The sequence below is a fragment of the Alkalibacillus haloalkaliphilus C5 genome, from assembly GCF_000269905.1.
GTDB classification, from domain to species: domain Bacteria; phylum Bacillota; class Bacilli; order Bacillales; family Alkalibacillaceae; genus Alkalibacillus; species Alkalibacillus haloalkaliphilus_A.
Window position 1 is genome coordinate 1 of record NZ_AKIF01000025.1, and the last position, 23,050, is coordinate 23,050.

Annotated in this window: 22 protein-coding genes, 5 pseudogenes and 1 riboswitch; of the genes and pseudogenes, 10 read left to right on the top strand and 17 right to left on the bottom strand. The window is 37.5% G+C overall.

The window, feature by feature from the left end:
- Both A194_RS17255 and trhO read right to left on the bottom strand, forming a co-directional pair.
- Window positions 1-312, bottom strand: a pseudogene (locus A194_RS17255) (homoserine O-acetyltransferase MetX); the annotation flags it as partial.
- A gap of 88 nt (window positions 313-400) precedes the next feature.
- A riboswitch (SAM riboswitch) is annotated at window positions 401-508 on the bottom strand.
- A gap of 76 nt (window positions 509-584) precedes the next feature.
- Window positions 585-1,554: pseudogene (trhO, locus tag A194_RS17260) on the bottom strand (oxygen-dependent tRNA uridine(34) hydroxylase TrhO).
- Window positions 1,555-1,835: 281 nt separating this feature from the next.
- Between trhO and A194_RS0104405 the strand changes: the two are divergent.
- A complete protein-coding gene (locus tag A194_RS0104405; protein ID WP_017185667.1) occupies window positions 1,836-2,876 on the top strand; it encodes a C45 family autoproteolytic acyltransferase/hydrolase in 1,041 nt (346 codons plus the stop codon).
- A gap of 36 nt (window positions 2,877-2,912) precedes the next feature.
- Here the strand turns inward: A194_RS0104405 and A194_RS0104410 are convergent, their stop codons facing one another.
- Together A194_RS0104410 and A194_RS0104415 are read right to left on the bottom strand one after the other, a co-directional pair.
- Window positions 2,913-3,515: an alpha/beta hydrolase gene (locus A194_RS0104410; RefSeq protein WP_017185668.1), complete on the bottom strand. Its 603-nt coding sequence runs from the start codon at window positions 3,513-3,515 to the stop codon at window positions 2,913-2,915.
- Window positions 3,516-3,762: 247 nt separating this feature from the next.
- On the bottom strand, window positions 3,763-4,002 hold the full coding sequence (locus A194_RS0104415; RefSeq protein ID WP_017185669.1) for an indolepyruvate ferredoxin oxidoreductase subunit alpha: 240 nt from the start codon (window positions 4,000-4,002) through the stop codon (window positions 3,763-3,765).
- Between the two features lie 320 nt (window positions 4,003-4,322).
- On the opposite strand from A194_RS0104415, the gene A194_RS17265 reads away from it, so the two are divergent.
- Window positions 4,323-8,720, top strand: a complete 4,398-nt coding sequence (locus tag A194_RS17265; RefSeq protein ID WP_017185670.1) for a S8 family serine peptidase — start codon at window positions 4,323-4,325, stop codon at window positions 8,718-8,720.
- 47 nt (window positions 8,721-8,767) lie between these two features.
- Here the strand turns inward: A194_RS17265 and A194_RS0104425 are convergent, their stop codons facing one another.
- From A194_RS0104425 to A194_RS0104455, 7 genes are all read right to left on the bottom strand, one after another.
- Window positions 8,768-9,238, bottom strand: coding sequence for an NUDIX domain-containing protein (locus A194_RS0104425; protein ID WP_029424974.1), 471 nt, complete (start codon window positions 9,236-9,238; stop codon window positions 8,768-8,770).
- A 10-nt stretch (window positions 9,239-9,248) separates the two neighbouring features.
- Window positions 9,249-9,605 (bottom strand): VOC family protein, encoded by a 357-nt coding sequence (locus A194_RS0104430; protein WP_017185672.1) that lies wholly within the window; start codon window positions 9,603-9,605, stop codon window positions 9,249-9,251.
- A gap of 16 nt (window positions 9,606-9,621) precedes the next feature.
- Window positions 9,622-10,095, bottom strand: coding sequence for a DUF4188 domain-containing protein (locus A194_RS0104435; RefSeq protein WP_017185673.1), 474 nt, complete (start codon window positions 10,093-10,095; stop codon window positions 9,622-9,624).
- A 74-nt stretch (window positions 10,096-10,169) separates the two neighbouring features.
- The gene (locus A194_RS17270; RefSeq protein WP_050980484.1) at window positions 10,170-10,682 is read right to left on the bottom strand and encodes a hypothetical protein; all 513 of its coding nucleotides are present in this window, start codon (window positions 10,680-10,682) and stop codon (window positions 10,170-10,172) included.
- 201 nt (window positions 10,683-10,883) lie between these two features.
- Window positions 10,884-11,249, bottom strand: coding sequence for a hypothetical protein (locus tag A194_RS0104445; protein ID WP_017185674.1), 366 nt, complete (start codon window positions 11,247-11,249; stop codon window positions 10,884-10,886).
- 61 nt (window positions 11,250-11,310) lie between these two features.
- Window positions 11,311-12,069 (bottom strand): hypothetical protein, encoded by a 759-nt coding sequence (locus A194_RS0104450; RefSeq protein ID WP_017185675.1) that lies wholly within the window; start codon window positions 12,067-12,069, stop codon window positions 11,311-11,313.
- Between the two features lie 399 nt (window positions 12,070-12,468).
- Entirely contained in the window at window positions 12,469-13,755 is a 1,287-nt protein-coding gene (locus A194_RS0104455) for an IS110 family RNA-guided transposase (RefSeq protein ID WP_017185676.1), read from the bottom strand.
- Window positions 13,756-14,001: 246 nt separating this feature from the next.
- Between A194_RS0104455 and A194_RS20585 the strand changes: the two are divergent.
- Window positions 14,002-14,196, top strand: a pseudogene (locus A194_RS20585) (ATP-binding protein); the annotation flags it as partial.
- 86 nt (window positions 14,197-14,282) lie between these two features.
- Here A194_RS20585 and A194_RS19655 read toward each other — a convergent pair.
- Window positions 14,283-14,552: pseudogene (locus A194_RS19655) on the bottom strand (HD domain-containing protein); the annotation flags it as partial.
- Between the two features lie 89 nt (window positions 14,553-14,641).
- On the opposite strand from A194_RS19655, the gene A194_RS0104470 reads away from it, so the two are divergent.
- Both A194_RS0104470 and A194_RS17275 read left to right on the top strand, forming a co-directional pair.
- Window positions 14,642-15,061, top strand: coding sequence for a DoxX family protein (locus A194_RS0104470; RefSeq protein ID WP_017185679.1), 420 nt, complete (start codon window positions 14,642-14,644; stop codon window positions 15,059-15,061).
- Between the two features lie 106 nt (window positions 15,062-15,167).
- A pseudogene (locus A194_RS17275) lies at window positions 15,168-16,186 on the top strand (S66 family peptidase).
- Window positions 16,187-16,223: 37 nt separating this feature from the next.
- Here A194_RS17275 and A194_RS0104480 read toward each other — a convergent pair.
- Complete coding sequence (locus A194_RS0104480; protein WP_017185680.1) at window positions 16,224-16,814, bottom strand: hypothetical protein; 591 nt, start codon at window positions 16,812-16,814, stop codon at window positions 16,224-16,226.
- 212 nt (window positions 16,815-17,026) lie between these two features.
- Here A194_RS0104480 and A194_RS0104485 point away from each other — a divergent pair, with 212 nt between their 5' ends.
- The 3 genes from A194_RS0104485 to A194_RS0104495 are packed head-to-tail and all read left to right on the top strand — an operon-like array spanning window position 17,027 to window position 18,976.
- Window positions 17,027-17,401: a GntR family transcriptional regulator gene (locus A194_RS0104485; protein WP_017185681.1), complete on the top strand. Its 375-nt coding sequence runs from the start codon at window positions 17,027-17,029 to the stop codon at window positions 17,399-17,401.
- Window positions 17,401-18,282, top strand: coding sequence for an ATP-binding cassette domain-containing protein (locus A194_RS0104490; RefSeq protein WP_017185682.1), 882 nt, complete (start codon window positions 17,401-17,403; stop codon window positions 18,280-18,282). Before A194_RS0104485 ends, A194_RS0104490 begins: the two co-directional genes overlap by 1 nt.
- On the top strand, window positions 18,275-18,976 hold the full coding sequence (locus tag A194_RS0104495; RefSeq protein WP_017185683.1) for a hypothetical protein: 702 nt from the start codon (window positions 18,275-18,277) through the stop codon (window positions 18,974-18,976). Before A194_RS0104490 ends, A194_RS0104495 begins: the two co-directional genes overlap by 8 nt.
- Window positions 18,977-18,995: 19 nt before the next feature.
- Here A194_RS0104495 and A194_RS0104500 read toward each other — a convergent pair whose 3' ends face one another.
- The gene (locus A194_RS0104500) at window positions 18,996-19,709 is read right to left on the bottom strand and encodes an EAL domain-containing protein (RefSeq protein WP_017185684.1); all 714 of its coding nucleotides are present in this window, start codon (window positions 19,707-19,709) and stop codon (window positions 18,996-18,998) included.
- Between the two features lie 213 nt (window positions 19,710-19,922).
- Between A194_RS0104500 and A194_RS0104505 the strand changes: the two genes are divergently transcribed.
- A complete protein-coding gene (locus A194_RS0104505; RefSeq protein WP_017185685.1) occupies window positions 19,923-20,174 on the top strand; it encodes a YuzB family protein in 252 nt (83 codons plus the stop codon).
- Between the two features lie 15 nt (window positions 20,175-20,189).
- A complete protein-coding gene (locus tag A194_RS0104510; RefSeq protein ID WP_017185686.1) occupies window positions 20,190-20,672 on the top strand; it encodes a DUF1189 family protein in 483 nt (160 codons plus the stop codon).
- A gap of 41 nt (window positions 20,673-20,713) precedes the next feature.
- Here A194_RS0104510 and A194_RS0104515 read toward each other — a convergent pair whose 3' ends face one another.
- From A194_RS0104515 to A194_RS0104525, 3 genes are read right to left on the bottom strand one after another with little or no spacing between them, the layout of a single operon-like run.
- The gene (locus A194_RS0104515) at window positions 20,714-21,124 is read right to left on the bottom strand and encodes a nucleotidyltransferase substrate binding protein (RefSeq protein WP_017185687.1); all 411 of its coding nucleotides are present in this window, start codon (window positions 21,122-21,124) and stop codon (window positions 20,714-20,716) included.
- A 12-nt stretch (window positions 21,125-21,136) separates the two neighbouring features.
- Window positions 21,137-21,754, bottom strand: coding sequence for an HD domain-containing protein (locus tag A194_RS0104520; RefSeq protein WP_017185688.1), 618 nt, complete (start codon window positions 21,752-21,754; stop codon window positions 21,137-21,139).
- A 12-nt stretch (window positions 21,755-21,766) separates the two neighbouring features.
- Window positions 21,767-22,945 carry a CynX/NimT family MFS transporter gene (locus tag A194_RS0104525; protein WP_017185689.1) on the bottom strand — a complete coding sequence of 393 codons (1,179 nt, stop codon included), beginning with the start codon at window positions 22,943-22,945 and terminating at the stop codon, window positions 21,767-21,769.
- Between the last annotated feature and the right edge of the window lie 105 nt (window positions 22,946-23,050).

Consider the following 23,050-nt stretch of genomic DNA (forward strand, 5'->3'; position numbering starts at 1 on the left):
CTTGGCAGTCTCAGGATTGGTAGTTTTCGGCCCTGTTGAACCATCACATCCTCCTAACACATTAAACGTCATCACTTGGTATTGATTTAAATCAATATAACCACCATCATGGATCAAGCCCTGCCACCAACCAAGATCTTCATCTGTACCAACCGTTTTATGATTACCTGTTAAAGCGTGACACACCAAAATGACTGGCCCTTCTTCGTTTCCTGCCTTTTCATAAACCAATTCAACTTCTTTAAACGTATAACCTGATTCTAAAGTAAAATTAGGAATGACAACTTTTTCTTCTCTTTTGCTAATTGTCATCACCTCCTCCTTTTCATAACTTTTAAAACGCAAAAAACCTCCCTACCTTTGAGAGATAGAGAGGTCAAATATTCAAAACTATTTGTCTCACTTATCTCCCAAAGCAATTGCTTTGCAGGAATTAGCACCTTTCAAACCGTTGTTTGAAGGTTGCCGGGCTTCATCGGGCCAGTCCCTCTGCCACTCTTGATAAGAGTCAAAATTGTTATTCAATTATTAATATTAAATTATATGCATAGTATCATGGCATTTATAACCATGTCAACGAAAATTTATACTTTCTGTTTTTCGTACTCTTCAATGGCTTCCATCTTCGCTTGTACTTCCTCTTCTGACAAACCGTGTTCTTCAATGTAACGGTTGCGAGGGTGTACACGGCATTCATGTGAGCAACTTCTTAGGAAGAAATGTTCGTTTTCTTCTGAAGAAAGAATTTGTTCGTTACAATCAGGGTTTGCACAATTAATGTAACGTTCACAAGGCTCACCCGTGAAATAGTCACGACCTACAACGTTGTGCTCCACTTGGTTGATTGGTACACTAATTCGCTCATCAAACACATAACATTGTCCATCCCATAATTCACCTTTTACTTCAGGGTCTTTACCATAACTAACAATACCACCGTGTAGCTGACCAACATCATCAAAACCTTCTTCTTTCAACCAACCTGAAAACTTTTCACAACGAATTCCGCCTGTACAATACGTTAACACACGCTTACCTTCTAATAGTTCTTTATTGTCTTTAATCCATTCAGGAAGTTCACGGAAGTTGCGAATATCAGGACGAATCGCTCCACGGAAATGTCCAATATCATATTCATAATCATTACGTGCATCTAAGACGATTGTATCTTCCTTTTTCATTTCTTCGTAGAAATCTTTAGGATCTAAATACTCACCCGTTTGCTCATTAGTTGATGTCATCATCACCTAAACTTAAATTAACGATTTCATCTTTATGACGAACGTGCATTTTCTTAAATGCATGCTCATCTGCTTCATCAATTTTGAACGTCATATCTTCAAAACGCGGATCAGCTTGTAGAGCTTCCATATATTGATTCGTTTGTTCAACTGTCCCTGAGACAGTTCCGTTTAGACCTTCTTCAGCGACAATAATTCGACCTTTTAAACCAAGATTTTCGCAGAATTGTAAATGCTCATCACGAAACGTTTCTGGATCTTCAATTTGAACGTATTTGTAATAAAGCAAAACTCTGTAATCCTTATTAGACATATTGACCACCTTGCTTTAATATATTTTATAGTTTATTTTATATAAGACAAATCAACACTGTATTATACAATAACATTACCTTTTATTCAATTATCTTAACTAAGTGATTTTATGGAAAACAATTTGACGTATACACACAAAATAATAAGCCCTTAAAGTGATCTTAATCACTTTAAGGGCTTTGTTTTACTTCAGTTCATCAACAACTTTTTTTAACTTCGCTTATTTCGACTATTTCTTGTATAATGATAAAAACCATTTTTAAAAAGGATTGAGCGTAGATGAAGCAAATATATAGTGAAATCATTCAATTTAGAGGTAGCCACTATGACTTTGGCTATGAACAAGGAAAGCAACTAAAAGACACATTAACAATCCAAAACCGCCTTAAACATTGGAAAATTAGAAGACCACGCTTTTCAATTGATGTATATGAAGCTAAGGACAAGTTTATGCAGTATGCACCTAACATGTGGCAAGAGTTAGAAGGGTTGCGTGAAGGTTTAGAACTACCGATGGAAGAAGTGTTACGTGATTTTGGAGGTTACCGTACTGAAATAAAAAAATTTGGATGCTCAATTATGACTGAAGAAGATTATATGATTCGAAATTACGATTACCAGCCACAAACATATGAAGGGCGGTACAGCCTGTTTCAACCAAATGACGGAGGTTACGCTGTAATAGGACCTACCTCACGTGTTACAGGACGCATGGATGGCATGAACGAAAAAGGTTTAGTTATGGCGTACAACTTCACCCATCGCAAAAGCCCAAAAGATGGATTCGTCTGCTATATGATTGGTAGAGTTATTTTAGATACGTGTGCCAATGTCGATGAAGCTGTTCGATTGTTAAAAGACATCCCACATCGCAATGCATTTAGTTACATATTACTTGATTCAAGTGGTCAAACGTATGTTGTCGAAACGAGTCCACGTGGTGTACATGTGCGTCAATCAAATGTCTGCACCAATCATTTCGAACATTTAACGAAAGAAAACCGCCATCACTTAGAAGATTCTTACAAACGAATGGACGCCATTAACTCACAGAGAAAAGCGAGCATGAATGCAAATGACGCATTCAGGTTAATGAATGACCGCGATCTCGGTGTTTTCTCTGACAAATATAAAAGTTGGGCTGGCACCATCCACACCTCTGCCTACTTACCAAAACAACGTGAAGCTTGGTTTGCTCTAGGTGGAGATCAAGAACCCGTCAAATTTAATTTTGATGCATGGTTAAACGGAAACGACCTTAGCATTAGCAAAATTGAAGGTGAAGTCAGTACCGACCTTCCATTTGCACATATGGATTAAAAAAAGCCTGAAGCTACTTTGCTTCAGGCTTTTTCATTATAAACTTTTATACCAATCAGCTGCTGCTTTAACTTCACCTAAGTTTAATTGGTGTCCCTGGTTTTCCCAGTGTAGTTGAACAGTTGCTCCAGCATTGTCTAGTAAGTCTTTAAGGTCTTCAGATTCTTGAGCTGGGCATATAGGGTCATTCGTCCCTGCAGCGATAAAAACTTTTTTACCTGTTAAATCCGGTAATTCGATTCCACGACGAGGAACCATTGGGTGGTGTAAACTTGCCGCCTTTAACGCATCTTGATAATGGAACATTAAGCTTCCAGCGATGTTAGCACCATTTGAATATCCAACAGCAATTATATTATCACGATCAAACCCATAATCTTTTGCTGCTTGATCTAGAAATTCATACAACTCTTTCGTTCTAAAAATAAGGTCCTCTTCATCAAAGACTCCTTCTGCTAAACGTCTAAAGAAGCGGGGCATTCCATTCTCTGAAACGTTACCTCGGACACTTAAAACGTTCGCCTCAGGATCAATATGATCAACTAACGGTAATAAATCTTCTTCGGTCCCACCAGTTCCATGCAATAGTAAAAGTGTCGGATTAGAAAGATCTGTTCCTTTTTTAAATACATGTTTCATTAATATAAGCCTCCTTTATCATAACGACAATGATAGCTACATCATACCACAACATTATCTTGAATTCAAAATAAATATTTGGTGTTTAAACTTCATACATTTAGGTTATTTTACGTACAAAGCCTTTCAAGGAGTGAAAGTTATGATTAGAACCATTTTAATGATCATCGGTGCGATCGTTGTTATTGGATGGATTATGTCAATGTTTTAAACAGAAAAAGTTCTCTTCGAAAAAAGAAGAGAACTTTTATTTATTCTTAAAGAATTCTTCTGCCTTTTCTAAAAACTTCTCATCTGCTGGAAGCATCTCTAAATCCTCAACTATCGCGCCAACTGGACAGACAGAAACACACGCGCCGCAATTAATACATATGTCAGGATCAATATAAAATTGATCTTTTCCCTCTTCTATGCAATCAACTGGACATACATCAACACATTCAGCTGCCTTTTCCATTTCACAAGGGCTCGTAATTACAAAAGCCATCTCTTAACCCTCCTTCTATCCACTGTCATTTTAACTTAAAAGGATCCAATTGTTAAAGTACGAACTCTTTTGTCTACAATCTTTTATACTAGTCTCTTGTATTCACAGTCTACAATTTCTGACAAAAATCACATAGTAAGTTCTGTTCATTTTAATAAAATAGTGATTAACTTAAAGGATTTCCAAGGTCAACTAGTTAATAGTTGTATTAACAGCAAGAATACTCTAGCTATGAGTTTATACAAGAGAAAGGAGGACAGTCTGATTTTCACCCCACCCCAGAATCCTACAATTGTTTTAAATATTGGGAGGAGGATTTTATGGTTAGATGGTTAAGTATCATCGTATCAGTTGTCATGGTTGTCTCGCTTATGACACCCGCTTTTTCATTTGCTCAGACACAACCTGTATCAAAAGCTCTCCATGACAAAGCCCCTGAAGAAAAGATTAGTGAACGACTTAGCACAAAATTAGCTGAGGACGATCACGTCACTTTCCTTGTTAAGTTCAATGAAGTGGCAGATGTTATGAAAGTAGCACAAGAAGCTCAAGCAAAGGCTACAGATAACAACCTAACTGCCTTAAACGCAGAGTATACACAACGATCTGCTGTAGTCAATGAACTTAAATATGTTTCAAAAACTTCACAACAAAACGTTAAAGCGTTTTTAGAACAAGAGATGGAAAATGGTAATGTAGAAGATTATCATTCTTACCACATCGTAAATGGAATGGCTGTTACAGCTCCTAAAGAAATTGCTGAGAGAATTGCAGCATTCCCAGAGGTTGAAAAGCTTCTTCCTAACGAAGAGCGTCAACTGAACGAAGTAACAGTTGATTCTGAAGCTGAGCCAGTTGACTCCGAAATCCAAAACGTTGAATGGAATATTGAGCAAGTTAATGCTCCTGACGTTTGGGACATGGGAATCGACGGAGCTGGCATTGTAGTTGGTGCTATTGACACTGGTGTTGAGTGGGATCACCCAGCACTAATGGAACAGTACCGTGGCTATGACGCAGCTACAGATGAAGTTGATCATCAATATAGCTTCTTTGATGCTGTCGGTGGACAAGCTGAAGCTTATGATGACCAAGGTCACGGAACTCACGTAGCAGGTACAATGGTTGGTGCTGAGCCGGATGGGTCAAACCAAGTCGGTGTTGCACCTGGAGCAAAGCACATTGCAGCTAAAGCTTTTGATGCTAGTGGTGGCGGAAATGATGCCAACATCTTAGCTGCTGGTGAATGGATGCTTGCTCCTGGTGACGACGTTACTAAAGCTCCAGATGTTGTTAACAACTCTTGGGGTGGCGGACCTGGTCTAGATGAATGGTATCGTGATGTTGTCATTGCTTGGAGAGCTGCTGGTATTTTCCCTGAGTTCTCTGCAGGTAATACAACACTTACTAACCCTGGTGGACCTGGTTCAATTGCAGTTCCAGCAAATTACCCTGAATCATTCGCTACAGGTGCAACTGATAGCGATGACAACCTTGCAAGTTTCTCCTTAGAAGGTCCTTCGCCGTATGACGAAATTAAGCCAGAAGTTGTAGCTCCTGGTGTTAACATTCGCTCTGCAGTTCCAGGCGGTGGATATGAAGGCGGATGGAATGGAACATCCATGTCAGGACCAGCAGTTTCAGGGCTGGTTGCTCTACTTCTTCAAGCTAACGCTAACTTAGCCATTGAGGATGTAGAAGACATTATCATGGACACAGCAACTCCACTAACTAATGACGATTACCCAGAGACTCCTAACAACGGATTTGGACATGGCTTAATCGATGCTTATGCGGCTGTTTCAGCAGTTGCTGATGGCCTAGGTACGATTGAAGGTCATGTTTCTATGGAGGGTGAAGATACTGAACCTCCAACATACGAACATGAAGTACCAGCTGAGGAAGCATTCACTGATATGGATTTAGACTTAACAATTCAAGCTAGTGACGATGTATCTGTAACGTCAGTGTCAGTTGATTACACAAACGCTGACGGTGATACGAATACAGTTGAAGCTTCACAACAGTCTGGTAACCATTTATCTGGAGAGTACGTTGCTACGATCCCAGGTGAAGACTTAGTTGAAGGTGATTTAACTTATTCAATTACAGTTGTCGACTTTGGTGAGAACGAAGTCGTAAGCGACGAATATTCCATTTCAATTGTTGGTGGTATAACTGTTGGATACTTCACTGACTTTGAAACAGACCCTGTCGGTTGGGATGTATTCGGCGAGAATGTATCTTGGGAGCATGGTGAGCCGACTTCAGGTCCAGGTGAAGCATACTCTGGAGACCACGTATATGCAACAAACCTTTCTGGAGAATATAACAACGACGAAAACGGTACTTTAGTAATGCCGCCAATTGATCTTCCAGAAGATGAATCATACTTGCAGTTCCAACACTACTATGACATTGAAAGTGGTTGGGATTATGCACATGTCTACATCTCGACTGATATGGAAGAATGGACTGAACTTTTACAATTAACAGGTACAAACGATGAATGGGAACAAGCCGAGCTTGATTTATCTGATTACGCAGGCGAGCGCGTTTATATCGGCTTTAACATGACTAGCGATTTCCTAATCACTTACCCTGGTTGGTACATTGATGACGTTGGATTATCTGACGAGTCATTAGATTTAGATGGCGACTTATCTATTACACCTCACTCTATTGACGTTGATGTTAATGAGCGTGATGGTGAGCCAATGGATCCATCTGAAATTCAACCAGTTATGACAAAAGAGTCTGACTCAAAGGTTGAAGAAGAAACTTCCCTTCTTCCACTAGATGCACAAGTATCAGTTTTAGAAAGTGGACGTTCAACAACAACAAGTCCAGTTGACGGTAGTTACTCTTTAACTCATCCTGCTGGCGAATTTACAGTTTTAGCTGAAGCGTACGGTTTTTACTCAGATGAGCAATCTATTAACTTAGATGAGGACGAAACAGCTACAGCTAACTTTGTACTTGAAGAGCTACCAGAAGCAACATTAAACGGTACTGTTACAAGTGCTAGTTCTGGTAATGCTATTGAAGACGCTACTGTTCAACTAATTGAGGATGCTAATATTGACCCAGTTGAAACAGATGCTAATGGGCAATACGAACTTACTGCTTATGAAGGCGATTATACTTTAAGAGTCTTTGCTCCTGATTTCAGCAGTAAAGAAGTTGAAGTATCACTAGACCAAGATCAAGAACTTAACATTGAGCTTGATCCACTATTCACTTACCCTGGTGGAGAAATTGGTTATGATGATGGTACTGCGGAAAACGCTCGTGCTTTCTTCGACCCAGGCAACAAATGGGCTGTAAGAATGTCTTTACCTGAAGACAAAGACAGCGCCATTGTTACTGATGGTGTATTCCAATTCCATGATGACGACTGGCCTGAGCCAGGCGGTACTGAATTTGCTGTAGAGGTTTGGGAAGCTGGTGCAGATGGCATGCCAGGTGAAATGATCGCTGGCCCTGTTGAAGCAGAAGCAACCCGAAGCCTTGATGAGTGGACAGTTGTTGATTTAAGCGAACATAACATTGAAGTTGAAGGTGACTTCTTCATGGTTTACGTTCAGACAACTGACAACACTAACGCTCCAGGCCTAGCAACAGATGAAAACGGACCATATGCGGAGAGAAGTTTCCAATCAGTTGATGGGACATGGTCTCAATCACCAGCTGATGAAGGTAACTATATGATCCGTTCTCGCGTAGCTTATGAGGTTGAAGGAGCTGAAATTACTTCGCCGTCAGAGCATTTCTTTACTAATGAAGCTGAACTAACTGTCGAAGGTAATGCTTCACCTACAACAACCATTTCACTTGAAAACAATGGGGAAGAATTAGGACAAATGGAAGTTGAAGATGATGGGTTATTTGACTTCGACATCGAGCTTTCTGAGGGTGATAACGAACTGACAGCCGTCACTTATGTGAATGACGAGCTAGTGAACGAATCTGAGAGTGTTACAGTAACACTTGATACAGAAGCTCCTCATCTAACAGTTGATAACCTAGAAGATGGTGACAAATTAAACACTGAAACTGTAACGGTCGAAGGTGAAGTTTCAGATGAAAACTTAAATACTGTAAAAGTTAACGGAGATGACGCTTCAGTTGAAGACGGCCAGTATTCTCACCGTATCATGTTAGATGAAGGTGAAAATAACATCGAAGTCGTCGCAACTGACAAAGCTGGTAACGAAACAGTTGAGTCGTTAACGGTTGATGTTAACTTTACAGCACCTGAGGTCGAAAATGTAACACCAGCTGAAGACCAAACAGTTGAAGTTGGTGAAACTGTCATGATTACATTCGATAGTGAGCCTGGTCTTGATGCATCATTCAAGGTTTACATGCCATTAACGAATGTTCAAAACGCTAATGAACTTCCTATGCAAGAAACTGAGGAAGGTCATTACGTAGGTTACTGGACAATCCCACAAGGCCTCGAAGCTGACGGTGCTGTTATCCAAGTAATTGCGGTAGATGACTTCGGTAACGAAAGCACAGCTGAAGCTGAAGGTGAAATTACGATTGTGACTGATCAAGGACCTGGAAACGGAGGACCTGGAAACGGGATCCCTGGTGGTCCTGGTAATGGTCACGGACCTGGCAATGGTAAAGGCCACGGACCTGGTGGACCAGGTAATGGAATCCCTGGCGGTCCTGGTAATGGTCACGGACCTGGTGGACCTCACAGATAATAAAATAATTAAGCAAATTAAAAGCAGGTGTCGAATACGACACCTGCTTACTTATATTCTAATAAACGTTCTTCTATAAACTCCACATGACCAGGGTGCTTTACATAATTTAATAATTGTTGTTTCATGTTAGGATATAATTTTATTTTATATAAATCGCTTAAAGGAACCCATTTCACATCTGATTGATTAGGCTCTGGATTTGTTGGCAAGCGAGGCTTTGACCCTTCTTTTATCGAACAGTTAAAAAACATCCCAACTTGGTGCAATTCTCCAAAACGATAGTCACATAAATGTGGTGCATACTCATAAGTGAAGGCTAATGAACCCACTTCAACATCAACTGCTGCTTCTTCCATCACCTCCCTCTTAACCGCTTCAATAACTGATTCATTTGGCTCAACTCCACCTGCAGGAAAATTATAGTGTACACCTTCTTCATTATTAAACTCCACTAGAAGAATTGATCCTCCCTCTATAATAATCGCTCCAGCTCTAACTCTTATATGTGTACGCATTTAACCATCCTTAATTCGGTGTCGTACAAGCTAATAAAAGGTTTCCTTCTGGGTCATAGAAATGGCAACCCTTCATTCCTTCAGAGAAGTCCCTAATGTCATCGACCTTTACCTCCATATCGACTAACTGTTGATATGTCTGGTTAATATCGTCTGTTTCAAAGAAGAACACTGAATATGGTAATGGAGTGAGCTCTTTCACTTGCGCAGGCAAAAGAATTAAAGTTGTACCCTCTAAGTCAAACTCTAAAAAGTCTTCCTCTTCACTTTTTACTTTAAAGCCAAAAACACGTTTATACCATTCCTTAGAAGACTTAAAATCTACGAGGTGAATAAAACAGTTATTAATCTTATTTTTTACTAACACTTCAAAAACCCTCCTATTATTTTAAACCAACTCGTTGCTTAGCTGAATTTGTTTTAGAACTCATTGATTCTTTACCAATCGCCTTCCCCAAACCAAAGAGAGGCATATTGACATAGGCTGATTCGAACTTGCCTTCAGTCACAATATAATTTTCGTGATAGATCCCAACACTATTATTATTTCGAGCTTTTTGATTAAATCTTTGCCAAGCCTTTAAGTGTTTCTCACTCCTAGAAAAGGCTAAAAGCTCTTCCTCCGACCTCCAATATTGAACCGATAAAGTCGTTCTAAATTGCCAGAAGTTTTCAAATGCTAAACACCCTAGCTCCTTATGTTGACTAAGTTCCTTTAACATAGGAGGCATTGCTAATAAGACAGGGAGCCATTTGTGAACAGCCCACCACTTTTTAATATGCATGCCAATTAAAAACACAACAACCTCTTCACATTCTTGACTATTTGTATACCTTCCTTTGTCATAGTTAGACATTCCTCTCCTCCTCTATCGTGTAAGCACTTTAACGTATGCCCCTGTAACTGACTGTTTATATGCTTCATTACTCATCATTTTAATTTGATCAGATCGCTTTGATGCTCTAATAAGCTCCCCTTCGTGAAGACAGATGGATCAATAAGTCTAACTTTGCCTTTTCTATGGATATCATAATTTTTTGTATCACTTATTACGTTAGCGCTAGGCTGCAATTTTTCTATAAGACTTATAACCTCCGAGTCCCGTGAACTTCTAACTAGTTCTAATAACTCTTCATCTTCTTTCAAAAAATCTTCGCGACTAATAATCTCTTTCTGTAGCGCAAGCTTTAATGCTTTTGCAAGCTGGTCGTTTCCATATATATTAAGAGGATCCATGAAAAAATCAATTACTTCTTTGTAGTATGTTTCTACAAACCACTCTGCTACCCTTAGATCATTTAAATACATTTTTTCGTTCACTACCGTTAAGTGTTCTAAAAACGTGTGAGCTTCATGAAGTGTAATTTGCCCGTACTGTGTCATATCCCTTAACGTATAATCGACTCGATCTGCACATAATTCAGGTGCCGGTTGTTCTAGCAAAGTCCATCTCGAATCATCTAGCAAAATATCTTCGTAATGAAAGCCATACTTCTTTAAAATAACTGGAATGTCTGAGTGTTTAACAAACTGCTCGTAAATGCTTTCATGGTAATCTTAGAACCCTAGGAAACTACAAAAATATAATTATAAAAACGCTTAGAACCCTTATGTGAAAGGAACTAAGCGTTTTATCTTATAGAACTAAATAAAATAACTTAAGGCATTATTCATGAATAGTACCGTTAAAAATATAATTGTTGTAATTCCGGACAAGAGTATTAATAAAGAACTTTTCAAACCATTAGCTAAATAGTCTGAAACAGAGAGCAGAATAATAGCTAAGAGCGAAAAGATAGGAAATAACAAATCTTGCCCCAAGAATTCAATAAGAGGTTCCCTGTAAAAAGAGACTACAAAAATTATAAATAAATATATAGGTAAGAGTAGCCAATGTTTTAAATTATTATTACTTCTTTTTAAATTTTTAAAGATAGTAAATCTTAAAGCAGTGTAAAATAAGCAGAAGCAGGCTGATACTAGAGCTATAATAACCAAAACTTCAGCCATTAAGTGAACCTCCTTTGAATGAATATGAATTTATTATAGATACTTACGTTTATAATTTTATTTAGTATGGGTAATAAGGTGATAAAACTTCTGTCTCAGTATCAGGACCAGACAATAATATAGTTCTTGCATTGTTATCATAAGTATAAACAGTTCTTCTAACTGCTTGAGTAACATTTTCGGGTCTGTAATGATACTCATCTAATGTAAAGTATAAATGGTCTGCACTTGCAGCTATTGCGTTTGATGCAATTATACCGGCCGCAGTAGTCATATTACCTGGAAGGACAGTTCCAATGATCGCTACACCTGAAGCCCAGGATACTGTTTGAAATATAGTATTATAATAAAATCTACCAAAATAGTCCCAATGTGAACCACCGAAATCAGGTGGAATTGGAACAGGTTCTGACATTGTGCTCATATTATCATCACTTGAAATGCTTTTGCGTTTAACTACATCATCATATTTATACTCTTCTTCAGTTTTTTCCCCATTATTATTAGTAACTTCTATTTTCATATTCTCTTGCTCATCTTCAAAAGTGGTGATAATGCTCTCATGGAAGTCTTGCGATCCATCTTCATTAACTACAAATACATCAGTGCTTATTTCTTTTCCATCAGAAGTCTCTTCAATGTATTCATGAATATGATACTTAGTATTTTCTTGAGTAAGAATGTATTCTACGTAATCATCGGTTTTCTCGATGAATTCTATTCCTCCTTCCTTTTCATTGATTTCTCCCGCAAAAGAATTTACAGGAAAAAGTGTGAGTAATAGAGTGAAACAGATAAGTGAGTAAATAAGTTTCTTCATATAACTCCTCCCTCATTAAATTAATAATTTCTTAAAATATCTTCGTTTTTCTTTGATTTCCTAATGAACTATTGAAGTTTCATTAATTGGTGGCCACCAATTAATGAAAAATTAGGTTGAATTTGGAATCAATTATTATACCTAAATAAGCTTCAAAGGATTTTTTCCTTTTTTTAGGATAAATTAATATAATCGCACCTTTGGATCTCCACATCAAACATGGTGGTACACCCTCCCATATCTCACAGCGTCGATGCGCAAAAATTCCTTCGTTCAACCTAACCATGCGTGGATGCCGAATATGCTCCTTTAGTGGGTCTATGCCCTGAGTGATTAATATTGATCGGCTAATCCTGTGCTTCAATTGTCAATGTCTTATCAAAGTGTTAACGGTGATATTTATGCAGCTTGGTTGATATTGTCTAACATAGGTATGTCAGCCAACATTCTTGATTCGCTAAACGCACACTCACGTGTGCCTAATACAAAGAAAATCTTAATTAGTTTACGGCTCAAAGCGACAAAGGATTGCTTTCCAGTCAATGGGTTGTTAGGTCGATTTCGATAATATTCATGTAACTGTTTAAAACCTTCATTGTGACAAGATAATGGTCTCGCTACTTGGAATAGAATGGAGCGTAGACGCCTTCTCCCACGTTTTGAAATCGATGTCCGACCTTTATGAAGTCCTGACTGGTTCATCGTTAAATTCAGTCCCGCTAATTTAATGATCTGGCGTGGATCTGAGTAATTAGAAAGGTCTCCAACTTCAGCGAAAAAACCTGCAACGGTCATCGCACTAACCCCTTTTATAGCTGTCATTTCAACAGCTCCGGGAATATGTTGGATGAGTACCTCAAGTTGCTCTTGATGAACTTGCAATCGCTTGGTTAGTAACTCATATTGCTCGACTAAATATTTGAGCTCTTGCTTTGCCATGTTCAATCCAACCTGTAAGCCAACAGATTGTTCAGCGGCTTGTTTAAGCTCTTGAACCCGCTTTAGGCCTACGGCTCTTTTCGCTGCTTTGTTTATTTCGTTTAAAAGCTCTTCCTCAGTTGACTGAATAATGTCACGGGGGAAATAGCCCTGTTTTAGTAGTTGAATCGCAGCTTTTCCAGTCCAGCTTTTGAACACTTGCTGGAACTCCGGGAAATAGCGGTCAAGCAAGTTATGCATTTGAGCTTTAATCGATGATAAATCCTCTTGAATGATGTCATAAAGCTTCATGCCTTCGCGAAGTTCAGCGTACACATCTTCAGGTAGTGTCGGTTCATGAAACCGACCATCGCGGACAACTTGTGCAATCACTTTAGCGTCCTTCGTGTCGTTTTTAGTTGGAGAATCATCATCCAGTTCTTTCGAACGTTTAACCTTCATCGGATTCACCACGACTGTCTGCAGGCCTCGATCCTTTAAATAGTAAGCAAGGTTTAACCAGTAGTGGCCCGTTGGTTCCATGCCAATGATGACATGAGTTCGATTGAGTTTATTAGATAGAGATTCAATCCAATCAAGTAGATTGGTGAAACCTTCAAATGAGTTGTGGAACATGAGTCGTTTAGCGAGATCAAGCCCACGATCATCAATAGCACGCGCAACATGCTTTTGTTTTGCGATGTCTACTCCGATAATCAATGTGTTTTCTGTAATTTGCTTTAATCGTTGATTTTGTGTAAAATCCAATTTGAGTCCTCCTTCGGTATTTTCGAGGTCCTTGCAGACACTCTCTATACTACCAAGGAGGTCTTTTTTTGTATAATCACGAAATCTTCGATTTTGAGTCAAATTTCTTTATTACAGGAATGCTCCTTTAATTTTAATATCACTAATGTAAGCGATATTGTTAAACTAATATTATCATAAAATGGATTTTTTGTACAAGTTGAATTATTCTAAAAATTCTTGCAAAAATATAAAAACAATTATATGGAGAGAGAAGCTAACCTCTTTTGCCATCTCATTAATGACTTACATGACAAAGCCTCGATTATATTAACTCCAAATAAGGGTCCAAGTGATTGAGGAGAGTTATTAGGTGATCAAGGGATCACCACAGCCATTTTGGATAGGGTTCTACATCGACATAAAAGTTCGTTGATTGCTGCCACCTTGCCGAGTAACTAATATCTCTTCTAAGTTTAAGAGAAAATGACTTAATCTTACTGGCTCATTCTAAACAAAAATAGCTTCAGCAGAAAGGGGGAGAAAAGTACGTAGTCAACAACATGAGAAAACGCTGTATGAGAAACATCATGTAAAAGTGCCGCAATCTGCTCTTTTAAAGAACCACCAAGCTTTCTCACTAGTAACATAACTCCTAAAGAATGTTCATAACGATTAACACTCCATTTCGGATTCACTAAATAACTAGCTCCCCCTTAATGAATGCCTTTTAGCCTTTGAACTGGCTTACACTCTATTAATTCCTGTAATACAGCTTCTAATTCGTAACTGCCGTAAAGTTGATCTGTAATTACCATGATTTTCAACCTCCAAACTTATAAACTAGTATAATATTTTTTCTACCTTCATGAATACACTTATGATAAATAGGATTGGAGGGACAAGTATGAATCACCAGACAACCAATATGATGTTAAGAGTAGTTTTAGGATTAATCTTTCTCGTTCACGGATTGGATAAGTTTCAAACAGGTCTCGATCAAGTCGCGATGTGGTTTAGTAGCTTGGGCTTACTAGGCGTATTAGCGTACCTAGTGGCCTGGTTAGAAGTCTTAGGAGGTATTGCACTGATTGTAGGATTTCAGACACGCTTTTTTTCGAGTGCTTTCATATTACTATTAGTCGGAGCTCTTTTTTCAGTGAAGCTAAGTGCTGGATTTCTTGGCGATGGAAGCTCTGCAGGGTATGAGTTTGACTTAGCTCTCTTAGCCATTGCAATTCACCTACTAAATGTCGGACCAGCTTCACGCTATTCAATAGACCTTTATCTTCACCAAAGAAAAGATCAGCTCAACCTGAATGAATAACATTATACATGATAGTTAAATAATTTGGAACATTTTTCTAAATATCCACTGTCCAAAACAAATATTTATGGTATGATATTCAAAACAAGAAAAGGGGAAAGCCAAAATGATCCAATACCCAAACCTGCCTGATCAAGCTACATTAGGTGTGACAGCACCTTCTTCTGGTGTGCCCGAACCATTACACCACCTGCTTCATGAAGTAAAATCAAGTATGAAACAAAAAGGTTACCGTACAACCTTTGGAGATACAGCTTGGACTCAAACTAAGTCAAAGTCCGCTTCCGCTATTAAGCGTGCTAAAGAGTTTGAAGAAATGATTCTTGATGAATCTATTGATGCCATAATCCCGCCTTGGGGTGGCGAGCTTTTAATTGAAGTTTTAGAACATATAGATTTTAGTAGAATTCCTCAAAAGTGGCTATTAGGTTACTCTGATACGAGTGCGTTACTTTTATCAATCACTCTTAAAACTGGTATTGCACAGCTCATGGCACAAACATTGTAGACATTCGCGGGAAATATTCCGATCCAACCACATCAAAATGGGATGACGTCTTAAAGACTAAACAAGGTGAAACTATTAAACAATGCAGCTCAGATCTATACCAAAAAGCATGGGATTTCAACAATCCAACAGACCACATTTTCCATTTAACTGAGAGAACGAACTGGAAAGTCATTAATGGAGATTCCTTTCATGCGGAAGGGCGTTTACTAGGTGGATGCATTGATGTTATTCATCACTTAGTTGGAACGCCATACGGGGATGTGTCTCACTTTAAACAAAAATACTTAGACGATAAAGAACCGATCATTTGGTATTTAGAAAACTGTGACCTTGCAACACCTGATTTAAAAAGGGCATTAACACAAATGCGTTATGCTGGATGGTTTGACCATTGTAGTGGAATTTTATTTGGACGAAGTGCTGCTAACACACCTGTTGATGGTTATGTAGCTGAAGATGTGTACGAAGAGATTTCCGCTGAATGTGGTGTTCCAGTCGCTTATGATATTGACTGTGGACACATGCCCCCTCAAATCACTTTTATTAATGGGGCTTGGACGGAAGTGGAAGTTCAACAAGGTAAAGGAAGCGTTAACCAAACTTTCAAACCATAAAAAAAGCTGTTCCCTCTAGGAACAGCTTTTCATTTACTTACTCTTCTTCCTCTTCTTGATCATCAGGATGTTCACCATCTAAATAACCGAAGTGGAAGTTATCAAATAACCATTCACCATCAAGATCTCTTACGTTATAAACATAATGGCCACGGTTCTCTTCTACATCACCACTAATTGTTTTACTAACTTGAACGTTACCTTCCATAAGCTCTACAGTATCGAAACTTGATGCATCATCTTCTTCAAGCGTTAATGCATGATCTAATTCAGCCCATGTACCATCTTCCTCAAGTGCTAAACCAGCAATTTCATTTGCTTGGTTTTCAGAAATTGGTGCATTCTCAACTAAATAGTCAGCAACCTCTTCAACAGAATCGAAATCAGCTTCTGCACCTGGTTCATAAATATCGCCAATTACTTCACTATAAGTGCGAACAGCTTCTAAGCCGATATCTTCTGCACTACCTTCTGAAGCAGTCTCTTCTTCCTCTTCAGAATCATTTTCATCAACTTCTGTTTCTTCTGTCTCTTCTTCATTCTCTTCTGGCTCTTCTACTTGATCATCTCCATTACAAGCTGCTAAAACCATAATGGCTACAAGTAAAAACGCAAGATATTTCTTCATCTTGAAACCCCTCCCAAAATTCGAAAAATTTTAACTAGGGCTAATTTTAAACCCTCTAAATGACAAATGTCAACAAAGAACTACGTGTTTCGAAATATTTTTACAAAAAATGCAACAAAATAACGACAAAAGAAACACTTGCACAAAATCACTTACAGGTATATACTTATATACATAACTATATAACCATTAAACGTTAGGTGGTGATTTTATTGTCATCAGCATTTCAAAACGATAAACCAATATTTGTACAAATACGCGAAATCATTGAAGACCAAATTTTAAATGATCAACTAAAAGAGAATAATCAGGCGCCGTCAACCAATCAGCTCGTAAACTTCTACAAGGTTAATCACCTCACTGTAGCCAAAGGGGTTAACCAACTAGTTGAAGAAGGCATCTTATACAAAAAAAGAGGTGTTGGCATGTTCGTCAATGAAGGAGCCAAAGAAAAACTCGTACAAAAGCGAAAAGAAACATTCGTTGATGATTACATTAAAGGTATGATCGCTGAAGCTCATAAACTGTGCATTTCAGAAGAAGAGTTAATTCAGTTAATAAAGAAAACAAAGGAGCGTGATGAGTAATGGATTTATTAGAAGTACGTAACGTCGGTCTAACTTATAACGATTTTGTAGCAGTAAATGACCTCACTTTCACGTTGGAACAAGGAAAAACTTATGGGCTGTTAGGAAGAAATGGCGCAGGAAAAACTTCAATACTATCGCTAATTGCTGCACTTCAATTACAAACAAAAGGTACAATCAAATTTAATAATGTTCATGTGTTTGAAAACCCAGAAGCTATGCAAAGTATTAGTTTTATTTATGACCAAGATTATAGTGAAGAAACCGAAAAAGTGAAGAGGCTTTTAGAAGCTACTAAAAAATATCGCCCATACTTTGATCAAGAATATGCTGATTACCTAATTAAAAAATTTAAACTGCCACTAAACAAACCTGTTAAAAACTTATCCAAAGGGATGCAATCAGCTTTTAATGTAACAGTAGGTTTAGCAAGTCGCTCACCGATTACCATTTTTGATGAATCGTATCTTGGAATGGATGTTCCAACACGTGAGATTTTCTATGAAGAAATCTTAAAAGAACAAGGAGAAAACCCACGAATTATAATACTGTCAACACACCTTGTGTCTGAAATGGACCATCTATTTGATGAGGTCTTAGTTATCCATAACGGTTCGCTAATCCTTAAAGAACAATACGAAGATTTAATCTCGAAAGGGGTTCACATAACGGGCAACGAAAATTCCATTAATCAATTCATTCAAGGATATAAAGTTTTACATGAACAGAAACTGGGCGGGACTAAATCTGCTCTTATTTATGGTAGCTTAACAGAACAAGATCGAGAATTAGCTAAACAGAACGGCTTACAGCTTAACCCTGCCACACTACAAGAGTTGTTTACACACCTAACGAAAGAAAAGGAGGATGAAGATGAGTAGACAAGGGGAAATTGCCAAAGATCTATACACAGAAAAGTTCAAATGGGCTTTATGGTTAATTATTGGAACGGTAATTGTTAAGTACGGATTATATATGTTTGGAGACCTAATTGAAGGGTTTGATTCCACTGAACTTAGTGGGTTCATCTCATTCACTTCCAATCCAGCTAGAATATTTATGCTGATCGCCGGCTTATTATCAACCTATGTCTTTCTAACTTTCTTAGTTCAAAGTGGTATTACAAGAAGAGAGTACTATTACGGCACTTTAATGTCAGCTATTGGGTTATCCTTGACGATTCCAAGCATTTATTTAGTCTTAGATGCAATCGAATGGGTACTATATACATTTACTCCTTATAACTTTGGATACACAAACCTTTCTGACTCTGCTCTATTAGAGGAATTTGTAAGTTACTGTTTCATTATTTTGTTCTATTTCATGGTTGGGTGGTTTATTACCATTGGATTTTACCGATACAACTGGATTAGTGGCCTATTGTTCATACTAATTGCTGTCATCTCTGGAATGGTAATAGGGGCCTTCTGGGGTGATGAAATCGAGATCTTCGGTATAAGCATAAACTTAGGTAGCCTTCCGATACTATTATCTAGCCTAGTAACAATCATTGCTACTATAGTACTAATCGTTATTAATCGTTTATTAACACGTGATATAAAAATAAAGATGTAGAGCTTGACGCTCTACATCTTTATTTAAACTGTGTAGGTTTTCCTAAATAATAACCTTGGCCCTTTCGTACTCCAAGCTGCTTAGCAACTTCCAACTCTCGCACCATTTCTATACCCTCTAATATAAAATCCGTTTCAGTTTCATAGCAATAAGCAACTAATGATTCAATCATTTTTTGCTTTAATGTCGAATGAGGTAACTCTCTAGTAAAATATTGGTCCATCTTCACAATCTGAGGTTCTAATTCAATCATTAACCTAAAAGAGGAGGAACCTTTTCCAAGGTCATCAATCGAAAACTTAAACCCGTTCTCCTTTAATTCTCTCGTAATATACTGTAGATTATCCAAACTTTTTATAGCTTCAAGTTCGACTAATTCTATTACGACCTGACTCGTTCTTAATCTTGTACTGCCTACTAAATCAATTATAAAAGGAACAAACTCTGATCGCCCTACTGTTGAGGGAAAAACATTAATGTACAATAATTCGTCTTCTTCTAAGCGATAGTTAGAAAAGTATTTGATCGCTTTAGTTACCGATAACTTGTCTAACTCAAATAACTGATCACACGAATCCGCTAAATGAAATGCTTGTTCTGTTGCGTCAAATAAGTGTGAACGGAACAACGCTTCATACCCTATAATTCGGTTCTCTGTTAAATTGTAAATCGGCTGAAAAACATGGTGGAAATTTTGTTCCTCAATTAACTGCTGCACTTTTTTATTTAACATATTTAACACCCCCTTTCAAAAAGTTTCTACCATCACCTATTGCCAATAATAGGTAAACTTATTTACTTCAATATACCTATAATACTTTTATAGGTATAGCCTACACTAATCGACAATTGTATAGCCACAGAACTGTTAAGTTTTTCTTTTGGTTAATAATAAAAAAGACGATATAATAAGGGTTGGCCCACTATATAGTTGGGAGGTATTAAGATGGGTATTGTTTTAGTTGAAATATGTGATGGGAACTTAATGACTGAAGTCGATCTTGAAGGAATTATTGAATCAGAATACCCTGAAGTCGACGTTATTGAAAATACTTGTTTAAATCAATGTGGCATGTGTGCCGTGCGCCCATTCGCCCTTGTGAATAATAGACGAATTTTTGGGAAAACACCTGAACAATGTGTTGAAAAGATTAAGAAAGCGATCGATGAAGAATTGGCAGCATTTAATGAATTCTAATAGGGGATGAAATATATGGGGTTAGTTAAAATTTTCAAGAACAGCCTGAAGCTTCCGAGCAAAAAGGCTCTATTTTCTCTAAATCGTGAAAGCATGCGGGATACAATGATTTACATTTTAGTATTAATGTTTTTAATTTGTTTACCTGATGCCACGAGAATCACGTATAATTATATAATTGGAGAACGTTCCATTCCTGTTGATTTATTTATAACGCAACTCATTATCCTTTACCCTTTTTTAGTTGCTTTTTTAATGGTTGCAGGTGTATCACTTCACGCTGGCATTGCTTATGTAACTAGATCTTTCGTGAGACGTAAGCTTGCTTTTCAACAACTTTGGAAAATGACAGCATATGCACTTACGATCCCTGTTATGTTAACTATTATACTAAGAGCATTTCAATTAGACTCTATTATTTTATTAGTATTACCTTTTATATTATTGCACATATTGTTATATCAAATGATCACTGTATTTCCTAAACGAAAAACATAAGAGTTGTTTTGAAACATATTAGTTTTCAAAACAACTCTTTTTTATGACTCTTTTTCCTCTTTTAACGTCACATAAAAGTGCTTTAACTGCTCATAGTATTGTCCTTGAATATCAACAACCAATTGTTCAATGACTTTCTTCGTATGAATATAGTAAGTGAGGTTTTGCCTATTTAATGCCTTCATCCAGTCATGTTCATTTGCAATGAATTCATATTGAGCAGACTCTTTTATAGCCTGTCGATGGGACGACACTTCAATTTCATTCTTTGCGTCTAAATAATCAATAATAGTATTTAACCCATGCTCTATAGCCACTTCAAACATATGAATAAAGCCAGCTTTTTCTAAATCGTCTTCAAAAATTTCTTCACTATACTGAGCTAACATTAGAAAACTTTGTTCAAATGTATCAAATCGCTGCTTCCACCTTAGTTCTTTACTTGATTCCATCATTTCTTCTCCTTATAGCTTTGCTTTAATATCATTAACATCAACATGTGCTTCTGTCATTTTTTGTTCCGCTTCTTCTTCAATTAAGTCTTTAAGTGTTGTCATTGCTACATCAAACCCAACATGTCGATCTAATAAGTAACTCATTTCGTACTCAATATCTAACCACGTATCTATATCCGCTTCATTGTGCTGGATTTGAGCTTCAAGTTTATCTAGAGCATTGGCGACTTTAGCTTCGTATGTTTCTTTCCCTTCAAACTCATACCATAGCTGTTCAATTTCTTCGCCAAGTTTATGATTTAGTTGCGTTCTAAAATTCTCAATCGCCTTTTGTTCATTATGTGCTTTAGCCGCTTTCATTTCGTCATTCGTTAGTGTATCAAAGGCAGGGATATCGCCTGCTTCAATCTCTACTAAATCATGAATTGTAATCATCTTTAACAATTTTAGCATATCAACTTCTCGTTCTAAAAATGGCTCGATCAAAACAGCCATTAACGACAACCGCCACGTATGTTCAGCTACACTCTCTCGCCTTCCATTCGATAACCAACTATGACGCATCTCGCCTTTTAACTTCTCAGCTAAATGAATGACTTCTAGTACATTTTTCATTTCTTGTCTCATATATTTTCCCCTTTATACATAATCATTTCGACTAGCCTTAATACCAAAGAACGTCATGATGACACATACAATAAGTAAAGTTATTATTGGTCCATTCCAAGAACTCGTTAGATCAAACATAAAGCCAATAACAAACGGCCCAACTGCGGCTAATAAATAACCGACTGATTGTGCCATACCTGATAAATTAGCAGCTTGTTTCGCATTACGTGCTCTTAAGCTTAAAAACGTTAGAGACAACCCAATTGTCGCCCCTTGTGCAACACCTAATAATACGACACTTGCTACGATGACCCCTATATGTCCACCGACCAAAAGTAATATAAAACCAGGTAAATACAAAATACCAACGACGACCATAATCGGCTTTTGGTTAACTAATCGGCCAGCTAAGTAAGGTGCAATCATCGTTGATGGTAACCCTACTATTTGTAAAATGGACACCATCCAGCCTGATAAAGTCAAACTCATGCCATCACTATGTAAAATCTCTGGTAACCAAGTGACTAAACAATAAAACAAAAAAGACTGCAAGCCCATAAATATAGTGACTTGCCACGCTAATTTAGATGACCAAACCGAACTCTCTGTCGGGTTTGCTATTTGTTTATTCGTGTCACTATGATTTCGCTTAAGTTGTGGGATCCAAAAAATAATCGCAACGATTGTAATGGCTCCCCAAAACAACAAAGCTCCTTGCCATCCAAAATTCAAATCATGAGCTATTGGAACACTAACACCTGAAGCAATACTCGCCGCTCCACTCATCGCTAACGTATACATCCCAGTCATTAGACCAACTTGTGCAGCAAATTTATGCTTAACGATACTTGGTAAAATAACATTACATATAGCAATACCTGAGCCGACTAGGAAAGTTCCAATAAACAATAAGGATACAGCATCTGTCGGACGAATAACGATTCCAATGCTAAGTAAAATTAAACCAATAAAAATCGTCCATTCATTACCAAAACGAGCAGACAACTTAGGGGCAAATAAAGATAATCCAGCAAAAGCGAGTAACGGCAATGTAGTTAGTAACCCCGCTACACTATTGCTAATTCCTATATCCGCCCTTATATCACTGATAATCGGGCCAACAGCTGTAATTGACGGCCTTAAATTAAAAGCAACAAATATGATTCCTATAATTAATAATATTGTTTTGAGTTTGTTTTCTTTAAACATATGTAAAACCTCTTTTTACTTGTTGGACTTCTCTTTATCTTTCTACATATGTTTTTATTTTAGCAAAGTATTAACACAAATTAACCATTTGACTTGAAAATAAAC

Bases quoted from the DNA above. Each gene is read 5' to 3' on its own strand.
- A194_RS0104520 (WP_017185688.1), bottom strand. From the start codon at position 21,754: ATGAGACAAGAAATGAAAAATGTACTAGAAGTCATTCATTTAGCTGAG.
- A194_RS0104405 (WP_017185667.1), top strand. From the start codon at position 1,836: ATGAAGCAAATATATAGTGAAATCATTCAATTTAGAGGTAGCCACTAT.
- A194_RS0104480 (WP_017185680.1), bottom strand. From the start codon at position 16,814: ATGAAGAAATATCTTGCGTTTTTACTTGTAGCCATTATGGTTTTAGCA.
- A194_RS0104505 (WP_017185685.1), top strand. From the start codon at position 19,923: ATGGGTATTGTTTTAGTTGAAATATGTGATGGGAACTTAATGACTGAA.
- A194_RS0104410 (WP_017185668.1), bottom strand. From the start codon at position 3,515: ATGAAACATGTATTTAAAAAAGGAACAGATCTTTCTAATCCGACACTT.
- A194_RS0104450 (WP_017185675.1), bottom strand. From the start codon at position 12,069: ATGAAGAAACTTATTTACTCACTTATCTGTTTCACTCTATTACTCACA.
- A194_RS0104470 (WP_017185679.1), top strand. From the start codon at position 14,642: ATGAATCACCAGACAACCAATATGATGTTAAGAGTAGTTTTAGGATTA.
- A194_RS0104510 (WP_017185686.1), top strand. From the start codon at position 20,190: ATGGGGTTAGTTAAAATTTTCAAGAACAGCCTGAAGCTTCCGAGCAAA.
- A194_RS17265 (WP_017185670.1), top strand. From the start codon at position 4,323: ATGGTTAGATGGTTAAGTATCATCGTATCAGTTGTCATGGTTGTCTCG.
- A194_RS0104515 (WP_017185687.1), bottom strand. From the start codon at position 21,124: ATGGAATCAAGTAAAGAACTAAGGTGGAAGCAGCGATTTGATACATTT.
- A194_RS0104435 (WP_017185673.1), bottom strand. From the start codon at position 10,095: ATGTCTAACTATGACAAAGGAAGGTATACAAATAGTCAAGAATGTGAA.
- A194_RS0104495 (WP_017185683.1), top strand. From the start codon at position 18,275: ATGAGTAGACAAGGGGAAATTGCCAAAGATCTATACACAGAAAAGTTC.
- A194_RS0104445 (WP_017185674.1), bottom strand. From the start codon at position 11,249: ATGGCTGAAGTTTTGGTTATTATAGCTCTAGTATCAGCCTGCTTCTGC.
- A194_RS0104500 (WP_017185684.1), bottom strand. From the start codon at position 19,709: ATGTTAAATAAAAAAGTGCAGCAGTTAATTGAGGAACAAAATTTCCAC.
- A194_RS0104415 (WP_017185669.1), bottom strand. From the start codon at position 4,002: ATGGCTTTTGTAATTACGAGCCCTTGTGAAATGGAAAAGGCAGCTGAA.
- A194_RS0104490 (WP_017185682.1), top strand. From the start codon at position 17,401: ATGGATTTATTAGAAGTACGTAACGTCGGTCTAACTTATAACGATTTT.
- A194_RS0104425 (WP_029424974.1), bottom strand. From the start codon at position 9,238: ATGCGTACACATATAAGAGTTAGAGCTGGAGCGATTATTATAGAGGGA.
- A194_RS0104525 (WP_017185689.1), bottom strand. From the start codon at position 22,945: ATGTTTAAAGAAAACAAACTCAAAACAATATTATTAATTATAGGAATC.